The organism is Stenotrophomonas sp. YJH_SMC_17, assembly GCF_059371655.1.
Map to the genome: position 1 here is coordinate 248,349 of NZ_JCAFUU010000004.1, position 14,829 is coordinate 263,177.

Genomic DNA, 14,829 nt, shown 5'->3' on the forward strand with positions numbered 1-14,829 from the left:
CGTTCAGAAGGCCCGTTCCCACTTCAGGCTCAGCAGGCTGCGCTCGTGGCTGTACAGCCAGCCGACGTTGCTGTCGACGCGCGCGTAGCGCAGGCTCAGGCTGGGTACCAGCCCGGCCACGGCCAGGCGCTCGCTGCGGACGATGGCGATCAGGTTCTGCTCGCTGTCCTGGCGACGCGCTTCCAGCAGCGGGCTCCACGCGTCATAGTCGCGCTCGCGCAACGAGGCGAACACGGTGGCGGTGGTGCCGCTCCACTGGCGTGCCACGCCCAGCCGAAGACCGCGTTGGCGGTAGCCGTTGGCCGGGTCGGCAGCGTTGCTGTCGGTCACATCCAACCCGGCGAAGACCGTCCAGCGTGGATTGAGCGCCCGGAACCAGGTGGCATACACCGATGCCAGCTCGCCGTCGTAGTTGCTGGCCAGGCCGTGCTGGCGATAGCGCTGGCGCTTCCAGTCAGCCTCCAGCTTGAGCAGGCTGCGTGCATCCAGGGCGTACTGCCATTCCGCGTGCACGCCACTGCCGCCCTGCAGCGCATGGTTGCCCAGGCCCTGGTAGTCATAGCTGGGGGCGAGCATCACGGTCTGCCGTGCACTACGCCAGCTGTAACCCGCCTGCACGTTGGCATTGAGCTCGTTGTACGCACTGTGCCCGCGCCATGCCTGACCGAAGGCGAGACCGCGTACGTACAGTCCATGATGCCCGCCCAGCACCCAGCGCCGTTGCAGGCTGGCGTCGTAGTCGAGGCCCCCCGCGCGCTGGGCGTCGGGCAGTTTCCGTTCGATGATGCAGGCGTCGCCCACGCCGAACAGGCAGGTGCGACTGGCCGAGCTGCGGTTGATGTTGTCGCTCCAGGCGGGCCCGGCCGCGACCGCTCACTTCCAGCGTTGCCGTGCCTGCAGCGCCGCCAGATAGCCGTCGACGCGCGCACGCACGCCGGCCGTGGCAGGGTCGTCGCCATCGATGCCAGAGACGATCGCGCGAAACAGCGCCGTGGCCTCGCGGTCGCGCTGGTCTTCGGCAAAGACACGCGCCAGTTCCAGTCGCGCTGGCAGAAAGTCCGGCTGCGCGGTCAACAGCGCCTCGTACTCACGGGCCGCACGATGATGATCGCCGGCCACCCGGGCCAGCGCGCCCTGCGCATAGTGGCGCAGCAGCGGGTCATGGCCGGGAAGCTCGATGTATTCGTCCAGGAACGCGGCGGCGGCCTGCCATTGCTGGTGCTGCAACGACAGGTACAAGGCCTGGCCGAGGTCATCGACGGTGCGCTCCACGCGCAGGGTCTGGCCGTCGATGGTGATGGTCGGCCGTTGCGATTCGGCCTGCTGCAGGCGTTGCTGGTCCTGCCGCTGGCGGCGTAGTTCGCTGCCCTGTTCCAGCACACGGCGCAGGTCGTCCTGCTGGGCGCGCACATCGGCGGCGGCCAGCAGCAGAACGAGCAGGAAGATGGGGTGGCGCATGGTCGATCCGTGGTGGGGCGTACAACGGGCCGAAGCAGGGACTGGCGGATCGCGGCTTGTCCCTGCCCTGCCCCGTCAGGGGCGTGGCGATCAGTTCTTGCTGCCGCCGAAGGCGGTGTCGTACTGGCTGTTGCCGCTGAAGGTGGCAATACCGGCCAGGGTGGCCGCGTTGGCGCCGAAGAACTGGCCCTGGGTGATGCCGGCAACGCTGCCATTGGCGGTGGCGGTGCCCGCGAACGAGGCGTTGGCGCTGCTGATGTTGGCGTTGACGCTGATCGCCAGGCCACCACCGGTCAGGCCACCGAGCAGCGTGCCGTTTCCGAAGTTGGCGCGGAAGGTGCCCGACAGCAGGTTGCTGCCGTTGAACTTGTTCAGGCCCGCCACGCTGTAGGTGGCCACACCGGCCGGCAGCGTGGTGCCGGCGCGATCACCGACGAAGTAGACCTGCCGGTTGTTGAAACCACCGGCGGCGCCATCCTTGGACCACTCGCCGAACCACACATCGCCGCTGCCGACCTTGACGAAGTTGAAGTGGCCCATGCCCGAATGGCTGCCCGGCGCGCCGGTGATCGGCATGGCCACGGTGCGCACGGTGGCGCCGTTGACCGTGGTCGGCACCGAGTACGCCGACAGGCCCTGGAAGTCGACACGGCGGGCGCCGGAGACGGTGCCGACGCCGATGCCGGCCTTGCCAGCCTGGTGCGGGCCGCCGTTGACCTGCGATTCACCGACGGCGACGTACAGCTCGGCATCGGTCACCGGGCTGGCTGCGCCCACGATATCGGCTGCCTGCGCGGCACCGGCCAGGGCGAGGGTTGCCGCAACGGCGAGAACCGAACGGGAAATCATCTTCATGGTATTGCTCCTTGGGTTGAGGGAACTACGGGTACAGCACGTGAAACGGATACATCAGAAGCGCGCGGTGACGCCGAGCTTGATCGTGCGGCCCGGCGCCGGCAGCGTGGAGCGCGTGGCCGGGTCGACGTAGTAGCGGTTGCCGAGGTTGCTGCCGACCAGCTCGACGCTGGCGTGCTCGTTGAAGCGCCAGCGCGCATAGGCGTCGACGGTGGTGATGTTGCCCCAGGTGAACGGCACGTTCTGCCACAGCAGGCTGCTGCCACCGGCCAGCAGCCGGTCGCGGTACGCCTGCAGATCGGGGTTCTCGTGGCGCTGGTAGTGGACGATGCGGCTGCCCAGTTCCAACTGCTCATCGACCAGGCGCGCGCCCAGCGACAGGTTCACCGACAGCTTCGGAATCGCTTGGGTCAGCAGGTAGCCACTGACGAAGCCGTCCTGCACGCAGTTCGGGACCAGGCCACGATTGGCGTCCAGCAGCACGGCCGTGCTTTCGTCGCACACCTCGTTTTCCAGCGTGCGGGCGATGCCCAGGTCGGTGAAGAAGCGCCGGTTGTCGAAGCGCGCCTGCAGCTCGATGCCGCGAATGGTCTGCTTGTCGATGTTGTCGAACAGGAAATACGCATCACGCTCGATCACGTTGCGGGTCTTGTGCACGTAATAGGCCAGCTTGACGTCGGCATCGGCGGTGTTGCCGAACAGGCCGGAAAGGTTGTGCACGTAGCCCAGTTCGTAGTTGTAGGCGTGTTCCGGCTTGAGCGCATACAGCGGGTTGAGGCTGCTGGAGAAGGCGATGGTGCTTTCGAACATGCTCGGGAAGCGCACCGCCTCGCTGTAGCGCAGGTAGACGCGTGCGGCCGGCGACAGGCTCACCGTGGCCGAGAAACTGGGAAGCCAGGCATGGTCACGACGGCGTTCATTGCGTCCATCCACCGGTCGCGACTGCAGAGCGCTGCCGATGCTGCAGAGCAGGTCGCTGCCCGCGTAGAGCGGCAGCGCACCGGGAATCGCCGCCACATGGCCATTGAGGCAGGGGTTGGTGGCACGGCTGTAATTGCCGCTGGCATCAGGCTGCCAGGCGATGCGGTGTTCCACCGCCTGCGGCGTCTCGTAGTACGCCAGCAGGCCATGCAATGCATCGTCGATCACCGAACCCATGCCGATACTCTCCCAGAACTCACGTTCGGCCTCGAGCGCGTCGATCTCCGCCTGGAGACTGGCCGGCCGCTCGGGCAGCTCGTTGGTCCGGTAGGTCGCCTCCCTGCTGCCCACGCCCTTGGCCAGCAGCTCCGGATGCGCCTGAAGAAAGTCGTCGACCGCCCAGTACCGGCTGTAGCGCACGCCGGCATTGAGGGTGAGGAAATCGACCGGGCGCCATTCCAGGTCCAGATAGCCCTCGCCTTCCTGGCGGCGGCCGGCGCGTGGGTACATGCGCCAGCCATCGGAGGGACCGAAGTACGGGTCACGCGAGCCGAGCTTTTCGTATTGCCAGTTGCCACCCACGGTCAGGTCGAGGGTGGACTGCAGCGCGAAGCGGTTGCTCAGGGTCAGGCCGGTGCGGTCGTTGCGCGCATTGGCCAACGCGGTGTTGCGCAGGATCGGGCTGGCGTCCGGGTCCCACGCCGGGTTGCCTGGCGCGAAGTTCGGAAAGCCGCCTGCGGTGTAGGTGTCGCTGTCCGTCTCGGTGCGCCATAGATTGGCATGCAGGTCCAGCCAACGGCTGTCGGCTGGCTGGAAGCGGTACTCCAGGTTCCAGGCGTCGGAGGCGACGCGGCTGAGCGGCCATTGGATGCGCCCGTAATCCGGCGCGGACAGGATGCGCGAGGGCATGATCTCGCCATAGTGAGACAGCGTGCGCCGCCAGGTGGCCTTCAACTGCTGGTCGTCGTTGATCTGCCAGCTTCCCTTCAGCAGCCAAGACGCCTGCTCGCTGGAGGTATTGGGTACTTCGTCGCCAGGCTTGAAGTAGCGCGCCAGCGTGGTGATGTAGTCGACCCCCTGGTACTCGAACTGCTCGCGCGGGTCCTGGTCGTAGTAATCGCTGCCCTTGGTCCCGGAGAAGTAGTTGCCACGCTTGCGCCAGGCGTAGGCGGCCATCAGGTCGACGCTGTCGCCGCGGTAGCCCAGTGCCAGACGCCAGGCCTGGTCCTCGCCGTCGAAGGGATTGCTGCCGCTGCGCGACTTCACCGGCACCACCAGGGTGCGGTCGTCATAGGGCGAGCTCGGCGAGCCCTGCGGGAAGCCCGGGACGGTGCGGTAGTCCTCGCCGGTGTGCAGGCGTGGCAGGCGCGGCGCCACCGCATTGCTGCTGCCTTCGATCTTCAGCTCCCCGCCGAAGCGCTCGTCTGCGGCAACGATGTCATCGACGTCGATGGTCCTGATCACCAGCGCGCCACCGATCCCGCTGTGCACATCGCGCACCAGCCCTGGCCCCTTGATGACCTGGATGCCACCAATCAGGTTGGGATCGATGTAGTTGCGGTTGCTGACGCCGTTGTAGCCCCGCCAGACCGTCAGCGCCTGCTCGCCGCCGTCAATGCTGACCGGCACCCGCCCCGGCCCCTGGATGCCGCGGATGTTGATGTCCAGCGCACCGCTGTTGCGCGCGTCGCCACTGAACACCCCGACCAGATCCTTGACCACATCGGCTGGGCTGGAGCCGCGGTAGCGCTCCACCCGGTCGCGTCCCGAGTACGCCGTGGTCAGGTCCATTGCGAACACATCATCGTAGCCACGCCGGTCGCGGGCCTCGCCCCCTTCCGATTGCAGGCGACCGGCCACGTCCAGTGTCTCCGTCACCCGCACCCCTTCCCCCTCACCCGCCTCCGCTGCGGCCCGCAGGCTCCAGGTACCGTCGATGCCGCGCTGGGCACGCACCCCGCTGCCGCGGAGCAGCTGCTGCAGCGCCTGCATCTGGCTGTACTCACCATGCACTGCGCTGGAGCGGCGGCCTTCCACCAGGTTGCTGCGGAACGCCACCTGCACGTCGGCCTGGCGTCCAAAGGCACGCACGGCGTCGGCCAGCGGTTGCTCCGGAATGGCGTACTGGCGTACCGGCGCGACGATCGCCGTCTGCGCCTGCACGGCCGGCACCCAGGCCAGCGGAAGCAGAGCGGTGGAGATGGCCAGGGCCAGAACGGTGGCGCGGCGATGGCAAACAGATGCCGTGGACGGCATGGACGGAAACTCCTCAAGCGGGGCGGAATCACGGGCACATCCGGTGCGTGTGGCGTGTCTGGCTTGAGGAGAAACGGTGTTTCGCTCTGGCTATACCTCTATAGACAACGGGGCACAGTGACTGCCCACGGTTCTTTCATGTTTTTTTCATCTGGCCGGTTCGTCCATGCGCCGAAGCCGCGTCACCACAGCACCATGGCGCCGCCCGGCAAGCGCTGCACACGCAGTCCCGCCTGCGCAGCCACGGCATCGATGGCGGTGTCCGGTTGCTGCAGGTGGAACAGGCCACTCACCCGCACCTGCGCCGCCTGCCCGCCGAGCACCCACACCGGAGCGCGGCGGTAACGCGCCAGGTCGGCGATGGCCTCGGCAGCAGGCAGATTGTCGATCGCCACTTCACCGCGGCGCCAGGGCGCCAGGGCCTCGGGGTCGGCCCGGCGTGCCGGCTGCACCCAGAGACCGTCACGGAAGCTTCGTGCCTGGCCTGCGTAGAGCCGCTGCACGTTGCCAGCGCCGGGCCGCACATCAACCACGCCCTCGCTCACTTCCGTTGTGACCATGCCGTCCTGCAGGGACACGCTGAAGGCCGTGCCGATATCGCGGATCTGGCCGCCAGCAGCCTCGACCTGGAACGGCCGCGCCTCGTGCGTCACCCGGAACCACGCCTGGCCGCGCAGCAGGCGCAGCTGCCGCTGGTGGCCATTGAATGCAACTGCCAGCGCGGTGCCTGCATCCAGCACCGCCGTGCTGCCGTCCTCCAGCTGCACCACGCGCGGCGCTTCGCTGCTGCGCAGATCGCTGCGTGCCAGCAACAGCGCGTGCGGCGCAGCGGCAACCATCAGGACAACGACGGCAGCACTGGCCAGCAGCCACGGCAGTCGGCGTCGTGGCGCGATCGCGCGCAGCCCTTGGCGATCTTCGGTCAGTTCGGGCAGCGCGGCCAGCACCTCCGGCCCGGCGGCATCCAGCCCCCGCCAGAATGCCTGCTGCTGGCGCCAGGCCAGCACATGCTGCGGATCGGCCCGCAGCCAGCGCTGCAGGGTTCGGTGCTGGCGTCCGGGCAGCGGGCCTGCACTGCACCGTATCACCCAGCGCAAGGCCTGCCTGGCCTGACGCGGCGAGGGTTCGGACGTGATCATGGTTGTGGCCTGCCGCACCGCGAACGGGTGCGCTTTCCTGTTGTGACAACGGCGGGCGCGATCTGCCCACGGCAATCGCAGCTCATCGGCGTGTTCCCTGCTGGTGCTGCTGGATCAGCAGCGCCGCGCGCAGCACGTATTTGCCCACCACGCTCTTGGAGATGCCGAGGCGGGTGGCGATCTCGCGTTCACTCAGGCCCAGATACCGGTTGAGCACGAAGCATTCGCGTACCTGCGTTGGCAGCGCGAGGATGGTCTGGGCAATCTCGCGCAGCTGCGCCTGGTCCAGCGCCTGCGCCTCACCGTCGTGGCCTGAATCAGCCATGTCGGTGACGTACTCCGCCATGGCGCGCCGCTCGCGGGCGTCGGCCTGGCTGCGGTTGAGCGCGTGGTGATAGGCCATCCGGTACAGATAGCCACGCGGCTCCAGGATGGGTGGATCGCCGGGTACGCTGCTGGCCTTCAGGTACAGGTTCTGCAGCGTGTCCTCGGTACTGGCCGGGTCGAGGTAGCGCGCGATGAAGCGAGACAGCGCACGGCGCTCGCGGATCAGCAGTTCGACCAGCGCCAGGGCATTGGGAGACATAGGTGCCAAGGCCGGACCGGGGAATGATGGGCGTGATGGCGACGGTCCGGACGTGGATTGTGGGCTGCCGGGCCGCAGGCGGCAAGCCGCCGCCCCGCACATGATCCATGCAGGGCAGATCCGCGCCATGCGTGGATGGCGGCCTACGGCTCGTCCAACGCCTCGAAACACTCAGCGAGGTAATCGATCAACACGCGCACTGGCCTGCGAGCATGGCTCGACGCTGCGGTGGGATTGGCCGAACATGACTCGGCCCTACACACAAAAGGAGATCCCGATGGCCTACGCACGCATTGTTTCGACCGCCGACGACTACCTGCACCACATCAGTAATGGCAGCTTCGATGTGGAGGCGGACGAGCCCGCCTCACTGGGCGGCCAGGGCAAGGGTTTTGCGCCGTTCGACCTGTACCTGGCGTCGTTGGCGGCCTGCACTGCCATCACCCTGCGCATGTACGCGCAGCGCAAGGGTTGGGAGCTGGGCGAGTTCCATGCCGAGCTGCGTTCGGACCGTGACGAGGATGGACGCTTCCACGTCCACCGCGTGCTGCATGCCGGCGCCGAGCTGAGCGATGCGCAGTGGCAGCGGTTGCTGGAGGTGGTGGAGAAAACACCGGTGACGCTGGTGATGCGTGAGGGTGCACGCATCACCAGTGAGCGCGGGGCTGCAGCGTAACCCCATCGATGCATGGCGTGGATCTACTGTAGAGCCGAGCCCATGCTCGGCTCCGCAGCATGCGGCCGAGCGTGGGCTCGGCTCCACATTCCGCTCAGCGCCGCGAATGCAGCACGGTGCGCTGGCGCATGGCGTTGAATTCCTGCTCCACCTGCTGGATGTCCTCGGCCTGGAAACCGGCCGCGTCCAGCAGCTGGTCGGCGGCAGCCGCCGCCAGCGGATCGTCGTCACGCTGGCGCCAGCAGCGCGCCGGCAGGAAATAGCCCACTTCGCTGCGTCCGCGCATGATCACAACCGGCCGGCCCGCATACAGCAGGAACTCCGCCAGGTGCTGGCGCAGGCCCTCCACTGAAACATAGGCCGGTCCAACACCCAGCACCTGGCTGGACGATTCGGGACTCTCGAACAGCTTGCGACGGCTCATCCACTCCTCCTTTTGAACAACGCGTGGTCTCCTTTCCCTAGACGGGCGCATCGCTGCGCCCCCGCCACGCACGACGTGACCCGCATCACGCCCGCCACTCAGAACCCGGTGTTGAACTCCAGCTGGAACACATCAATCGACAGCGGTGCACCAGACACTTCCTTGGCCGCCATCCACTTGCCGCTGATCCAGCTGCGCGCGTCCAGCGCGTAGGCGCCGCCCATGTAGTAGCCGCGGGCGTTGGTGCCGCCGAGGTGGAAGTTCGGATCGTTGTAGGCGTCCGGCAGCGCATCGGCCTCGATGTGCTTGTAGCCCAGCAGCGCCTGCCACTGGCCCTTCTCCTTGAGGTCGGTGGCGCCGAAGGTGGCCTGCACCATCCATGCCGTGTCACCACTGCGGAAGGTATCGATGCTGGCGGTACCGCCAGCGCCGTAGTTGTTGACGATGCCGTTGTTGGCGCGACTGAACATGGCCTGCTTGTCGTAAGCGAGGTTGCGGATGTAGTCGCCATCCAGGCGCAGGCCAATGCCCTGGGCCAGTTGCGTATCCCAGCGCAGGTTCAGCGTGGCCAGGCGGAATGCCGAAGCCAGGCCGACGTACTGCGGGGTCGGCGTGTTGGCGGGGTCCAGCGGATTGCGCGCGATGTCGCGGATCAGCATCAGGGTGTTGCCCTTCTGCATGAACACCGGGCGCGACCAGTCGGTGTCACAGCCGACTGCGCCGGCGTACAGCGCACACGGCGACGACAGACGGCCGCTGATGTTCTTGAAGTCGTAGTAACCCAGCGCCGCACGCAGTGCATTGTCATCGTTGAAGCGCCAGCTCACACCCACCTGTGCGCCGGACAGCCACTTGTTCTCGTTCGGGGTCTTGATCTGGCTCTGGCTGGGTGCGTTGTCGGAGGTGTACTCCAGCGGCACCACCGCAAGGTTGCCGAACACATCGAGATCACCGCCGTCGAAGCCGTACTTCAGGTTGGCGGCCAGACCGTCGAAGTTCAGGTCATTGGAGAACAGCGTGTCGCTGGTCCAGAACGGATTGCCGAAGCGACCACCGCGCACCGTTACCCAGTCAGCCGGGCTGTAGGCCAGCCACGCCTGGTCCAGCCACACGTCCTTCTTGCTCAGGCCACCCCCCAGCTGCTCGGTGGTCGACACCGGGCCATTGCTGCTGCCGCTTGCCAGGCGCACGCCGGCCGTGGTGTGCTGGCCGATGGTGGCCTCGATGCCGAGGCGGGCACGGATGCGCCACAGGTTGCGACGGTCCTGGCGGGTGTTCAGCAGGGGCGGCAACTGCAGGTTGGTGTTGGTGTTGGTGTCAAAGCCATTGCCGGCGTTGATCGACGACCAGTTGCTCACGATGTCGCTGTTGCGCTCGGAGTAGAAGCGCGACTCGCTGCGCACGCGCATGTCACCGGTGACCTTGATGCGCTTGGTCCACTCAGCCACTTCGTTCGGTGCCGCCCAGCCCTCGGACCTGGCCTGCGCCATCACATCCTGGCGTACTTCGTCACGAATGCCGTCGCGCACGCTCTGCGGCACGTACGGCACGCGCACGTCGCCGGCCTCCAAGGGCACGCCACCGCTGGCGGCCGAAGGTGCGGCGGTCGCGGTGCGCGATGCGGCCGCTGCTTCAGCCTCGGCCTGCACCAGCAGCGCCTGGCCGTCTTCCGGCTTCAGCGCACCGCTGGCGATCAGGCCCTTGATCAGCTTGACCATGGTGGTTTCGGCGGCCATCGCCCCCGCCGGGGCGGCCAGGCTGAGCAGCACGGCGCAGCACAGCAGCGCCCGTCGGGCCGGCCGCGGGCGGCGGGGATCGATTCGTGCGCGGTCGTGGTCGTTCATCACGGTTCTCATCCAAGGGAGGGAAATCACGGAAGTCGGGGATCAGGCGCCGGGACGGCGGCCCTGGATCAGCACGCGGGCAGGGAAATCGAGCGACGGCGGCGGTGCCTGATCGACCTTGCCGATGCGACGCAACGCATCAAGCACGGCCGCATCGGCTTCTTCGTTGCCACTGCCGCGCACCAGCTCGACCTTCTCCAGGCGTCCATCGTTGGCCAGCCACACGTTCACCTGCAGCTGGAACGCCAGTCGCTTGACCTTGTCGTCGCGCGAGATTGCCTGCTGCATCAGATAGCCGAGGTAGCGCCCGTAGGTGGCGTTGCCGGCACCACCGCGGCCGACGCCGGACGCGCCGCCGCCACTGCCCGACTGGATGCCGAAGTTGTCACCGCCGGCCTGCGCATCAGCATTCATCGTTACCGGGTCGGCGTTGTCCGGCGTTGGCGTCGGCTCTTCAGCCGGCGTCGGTTGATCCAGAGGTTCCGGCTCTGGCATCGCCTCTTCCGGTGGCGTCTCCGGCTCGGGTGGCTTTTCCGGCGGCGGTGGCGGCGGCGGAGGGGGTGGTGGCAGCGCCAGCATCGGCGGCTGCACCACCGGCCGGCGGGTGCTGGCGGTGTCCTTGAACAGCAGCCACCACACGGCAAAGCCAAGCACCAGCAGCGCAGCCAGCACCAGCGCGACGGTCACCAACAGCTGGCGGCCGCGCATGCCGGGCTCCAGCCGAGGGGGTTGATGGGCCGTCATGCCTCAGCCCTGCGCCTTGCCGGTGACCAGCCCGACCTGGGCCAGCTCCAGCCGCCGCAGCAGGTCCAGCACCTCGACCACGCGCGCGTACTGGACCTGCGCATCACCCCGCACGATCACCGGGAAATCCGGCGTGGTCGCGCGCTCGGTGCGCAGGCGGTCTTCCAGCTCGGCCATCGTCACCGGGTAGGCATCCAGGAACACCTGGCCACTGGGGTCGATAGTGATCGCCTTGGTCTTCGGCTTCTCCAGCGCCACGCTGTTGCTGGCCTTCGGCAGGTTCACCTCGATGCCGGGGATGGAGGCGTTGCTGGTCAGGATGAAGATCACCAGCACCACCAGCAGCACGTCGACGAAGGGCGTCACGTTGATGCCCTTCTCGCGCTTCTTGATGCCGAACTTCGCCTTCTGGCCCATGGCGCGCCCCTCAGCCCTGGACCGTGGACGGGCCGCGCCCGTCCTGCTCTTCGGCCAGGCGTGCGGCGAACTCGTCGATGAACACCGCCATGTCGGCGCTGATCGCCTCGGCACGTGCCCCCAGGTAGTTGTAGCCGAACAGCGCTGGAATCGCGACGCCGAGGCCAGCCGCCGTACACAGCAGCGCCGCGGCCATGCCCGGTGCCACCGAGTTGATGTCCACCGCGCCGGCCATCGCTGCCACCACGAACACCAGCATGATGCCGATCACGGTACCGAACAGGCCCACATACGGCGCGCCCTCAATCGTGGTCGACAGCCAGTTCATGCGCCGCGCCATTGCCTCCTGCTCCCGCACCATCACCGCATCCATCGAGGCACGGATGGCGGCGATGGTCGCGCCGCTCAGGTAGCCACTGTTGCCGTCGCGCTGGTGCCGCTGCTGCATTTCATCGATGGCCACCTGGTAGATCCGCCACAGCGAGCCGTCGTGCATCGCGGTCGGCGCCTTGCCCTGGCGGTCCATGTCGGACAGGGTACGCAGCGGCACGCCGGACAGCTTGCCGAAGCTCTCGGTGAACATCGCGTTGGCCTTGCTGGTGCGGCCGAAGTGACGCCCCTTGGCGATCATGATGGCCCACGACAGCAGCATCATCAGGCCGAGGATCGCCACCACCACCCAGGCGTCGAACGGCATGGCCTTCAGGATGAAGGCGAAGTGGCTCTGACCGGCGGACTGCTCGTCGGCACCGTAGCTGATCAGGCGCGAGTCGGCCCCCTGTGCGGTGGCATCGGCCAGCAGCAGCGCCGCGGGACGTGCCACGCGCGAGATGCGCAGCTCATCCAGTGCGCCCTCGAAATTGGCCAGCGGCTGCGCTGCACCCGGCGCATCGGCGCCCACCACCGGCGCGGTGCGCAGTGCCGGCAACTCACCACTCAACTGCGCGACCACGCGACCGTTGAGGTACAGCTGCACTGCTCCCTTCTCGGCGGTGAGTGCCACATGTGCCCACTGCCCTTCCGGTATCGGCTGCGCTGGCGTGCTACGCTGGCCATTGAGCTGCACGAACGGCACACGGTTCTCGATGCCCAGCACCAGCTCGGAAGCGCCATCGCGGCGTGCGTAGATCGCCTGTGCGGCGTTGTTGCTGCCCGGCTTGATCCAGGCCGAGACGGTCAGCGGTGCGCCCGCTTCCTGCGCCAGCGAAGCGCTTGCGGGCAGCAGCAGCGGGGCTGCGCCCAACTGAACGCCGCGGCCGATCACCGAGCCTTCCAACGGCGGTGCCACGGCCCCGGCGTTGTTTCCATAGGCGGTGGTGTCGCGTGCCGGCGCATTGGCCTCGGCAAAGTGGTAGACCAGCGTGTAGTCCGGGTCGAACACCTGCTGACCGTTGCCGCTGGCCGGCGCCTTCTCGTTGCCGTAGTACATCCAGATGGTCTGCGGTGCTGCGGCGCTGACCGCCGGTACATCCACCCAGACCAGGGCCAGGCCAAGCTTGGGATCGAACTGTTCGATCTGGTGGGCCAGCACGGTGCGGCCATCACCCGAGACGAAACGCAGGTCGTTGCCCGCATCCTGGGTACCATCGAAACCGAAGTTGCCGGTATGCAGGCGCAGCAGCAGCGGCGTGCGGCCCGGGTCGCCGGTCAGGCCAGCGCCCTGCGGGCCAGCGTCGACGGTGATCGGCTTGCGGTACTTCCATTCGGCCTGCCACCAATTGGCATCGGCCGCAGCGGCGGGCAACGCAACCAGCGCGGCCAGCAGCAGCAACACTCGGGAAAGCAAACGGTCCATGCGAAGGGTCTCCGGGGAACGCATGTTCAAGGAAAGGGTCAGTAGCTGGTGCTGATGTTGAAATGCAGCCGCGGGTCGTCCTTGCGCGTGACCGGGCCATCGGCGTAGGGCCAGGCGTAGTCCAGGCGCAGTTGCAGGTGTTCGCCGAGGCGCAGCTGCGCGCCCAGGCCGACCGATGCCAGGTTGTACTTGTCACGCTGTTCGGGCAGCGGCTGGCGCAGACGCAGATAGGCCGCATCGGCAAAGGTGTAGGCACGCAAGTCGGTGCCGTTCCACGGCGACCACGCCGGGGTGCGCCATTCCAGGCTCGCCAGGCCGCCGTAGTCGCCGATCGCCTCTGCCGACAGATAGCCACGCACGGTGTACATGCCACCGGCGGCGAACTGCTCGGCCGACACCAGCGGCGCATCGGTCACCTGCAGCGAGCCGCGCGCATACCATTGCCAGTCATTGCCGAAGGTGTGGGTGTTCGCCACGTCGGCCTTGAACGCCACGAAACTCGGATCGGCCCAGTAGCGCTTCTGGCCGAATGCGGTGGCATCGCTGCCATACCCGAACAGGCGGCGGGTGCCGGCCACCAGCTGGGTGTTGATGCTCAACTGGTCCTGCTCGCCCTGGCGTACGCCGACGAAGGTCAGGGTGATCGGTGCGTACTTCAGCGGCGTCTTCAGGCTCTCCTTGCCCATCTGCGTGTCTTCCTCGGTGTCCTTGAAATCCACGCCGAGGCCGAGCTGGCGCCACCACTGGCTGCTGCCTGCCAGGCGGTAGTTGAGCTTGAGGCCGATCGAATGGCCGTTGCCAATCACATTGGTGCCGGTGCCGGTACCGACCTGACTGCCCGCATTGAGCACGCGGCTGTCGGATTTATAGCCGGACGCTTCCAGGCTCCATGGCGTGCCTTCAAACGGCGCCATGTACGAGGCCGAGAACACCTTGGCCTGCCTGGTATCTTCCGGCGCAAGATAGACGCCGATGTTGGCGCTGTGCCCCCGCTTCCACAGGTTGTCGTACGCCAGCGACGCGCTCAGGCGCAGCTTCTCGGTGTCGGCGCTGTGGTCGTTGTTGAGTGACGCGCTGGCTCGCCACGGCGACTTCTCTTCGACCTGCAGGTCCACATCCATCGTGCCTGGCACCTGGCCCTCGCGAACCAGCGGCATCACCTGGCGGCGCCCGCCTTCATTCAGCGCAGTCAGTTCCTTCTGCGCCTGGTCGAAGTCCGGCACCTTGCCCTCGGCAAGTGCCGGCACGCGTTGGCGGATGCGCTCTGGCGATTCGTGCTTCGTTCCCGCGACCCGCAGCTGGCCGATCGGTGTCTGCTGCACCTTCAGCAGCACCACGCCACCACTGACCTGCTGCTCGGGAAGCTCCACGTAGACCGACTGGTAGCCCGCCTGCTGGTACAGCGCATTGACAGCATCGCGTGCCTTCTCGACATCGGCCAGGGTCTTGCCCGGGCCGAGGAACGGCTCCACCGCGCGCTCGATCTGGCGCGGATCGAGCACGGTGTTGCCGCGCACGATGTATTCATTGATGTTCACGCTGGGCGCAGGCGCCGCCTCCTGCGCTAACAATGGCAGCGGCATCGCCGCCAGGGCCAGCACCAGTGGATGCAGGCGCAAGGGAAGGCGGACGGCTCGGCACGGAACAGCATTCATCGAAGGCATCGCGTCGTATCGAAGGGAGTGGCCAGGGAGCGGCGCGTGGGTCTACCAAC

Annotated in this window: 11 protein-coding genes and 1 pseudogene; 1 reads left to right on the forward strand and 11 read right to left on the reverse strand. The window is 67.3% G+C overall.

The window, feature by feature from the left end; genetic code table 11:
• Positions 1-3: 3 nt before the first annotated feature.
• The 5 genes and pseudogenes from AC5P8Z_RS13865 to AC5P8Z_RS13885 form a co-directional block, all read right to left on the reverse strand.
• Positions 4-1,458: pseudogene (locus AC5P8Z_RS13865) on the reverse strand (surface lipoprotein assembly modifier).
• A gap of 90 nt (positions 1,459-1,548) precedes the next feature.
• Positions 1,549-2,313: a Slam-dependent surface lipoprotein gene (locus AC5P8Z_RS13870; protein WP_495229305.1), complete on the reverse strand. Its 765-nt coding sequence runs from the start codon at positions 2,311-2,313 to the stop codon at positions 1,549-1,551.
• Between the two features lie 54 nt (positions 2,314-2,367).
• Positions 2,368-5,490, reverse strand: coding sequence for a TonB-dependent receptor (locus AC5P8Z_RS13875; protein WP_495229306.1), 3,123 nt, complete (start codon positions 5,488-5,490; stop codon positions 2,368-2,370).
• Between the two features lie 182 nt (positions 5,491-5,672).
• The gene (locus AC5P8Z_RS13880; RefSeq protein WP_495229307.1) at positions 5,673-6,629 is read right to left on the reverse strand and encodes a FecR family protein; all 957 of its coding nucleotides are present in this window, start codon (positions 6,627-6,629) and stop codon (positions 5,673-5,675) included.
• Positions 6,630-6,711: 82 nt separating this feature from the next.
• On the reverse strand, positions 6,712-7,215 hold the full coding sequence (locus AC5P8Z_RS13885) for an RNA polymerase sigma factor (protein WP_286068532.1): 504 nt from the start codon (positions 7,213-7,215) through the stop codon (positions 6,712-6,714).
• 277 nt (positions 7,216-7,492) lie between these two features.
• On the opposite strand from AC5P8Z_RS13885, the gene AC5P8Z_RS13890 reads away from it, so the two are divergent.
• Positions 7,493-7,891, forward strand: a complete 399-nt coding sequence (locus AC5P8Z_RS13890; protein ID WP_286068533.1) for an OsmC family protein — start codon at positions 7,493-7,495, stop codon at positions 7,889-7,891.
• A gap of 94 nt (positions 7,892-7,985) precedes the next feature.
• Here AC5P8Z_RS13890 and AC5P8Z_RS13895 read toward each other — a convergent pair whose 3' ends face one another.
• The 6 genes from AC5P8Z_RS13895 to AC5P8Z_RS13920 form a co-directional block, all read right to left on the reverse strand.
• Positions 7,986-8,315 carry a hypothetical protein gene (locus AC5P8Z_RS13895; RefSeq protein ID WP_286068534.1) on the reverse strand — a complete coding sequence of 110 codons (330 nt, stop codon included), beginning with the start codon at positions 8,313-8,315 and terminating at the stop codon, positions 7,986-7,988.
• Between the two features lie 98 nt (positions 8,316-8,413).
• Positions 8,414-10,159, reverse strand: a complete 1,746-nt coding sequence (locus AC5P8Z_RS13900) for a putative porin (RefSeq protein WP_495229308.1) — start codon at positions 10,157-10,159, stop codon at positions 8,414-8,416.
• Between the two features lie 42 nt (positions 10,160-10,201).
• Positions 10,202-10,867 carry a cell envelope integrity protein TolA gene (tolA, locus tag AC5P8Z_RS13905; protein ID WP_286068536.1) on the reverse strand — a complete coding sequence of 222 codons (666 nt, stop codon included), beginning with the start codon at positions 10,865-10,867 and terminating at the stop codon, positions 10,202-10,204.
• Positions 10,868-10,906: 39 nt separating this feature from the next.
• Positions 10,907-11,320, reverse strand: a complete 414-nt coding sequence (locus AC5P8Z_RS13910; protein ID WP_005409874.1) for an ExbD/TolR family protein — start codon at positions 11,318-11,320, stop codon at positions 10,907-10,909.
• A 10-nt stretch (positions 11,321-11,330) separates the two neighbouring features.
• Positions 11,331-13,115, reverse strand: a complete 1,785-nt coding sequence (locus AC5P8Z_RS13915) for a DUF2341 domain-containing protein (RefSeq protein WP_495229309.1) — start codon at positions 13,113-13,115, stop codon at positions 11,331-11,333.
• A gap of 38 nt (positions 13,116-13,153) precedes the next feature.
• Entirely contained in the window at positions 13,154-14,770 is a 1,617-nt protein-coding gene (locus AC5P8Z_RS13920) for a ShlB/FhaC/HecB family hemolysin secretion/activation protein (RefSeq protein ID WP_495229310.1), read from the reverse strand.
• Between the last annotated feature and the right edge of the window lie 59 nt (positions 14,771-14,829).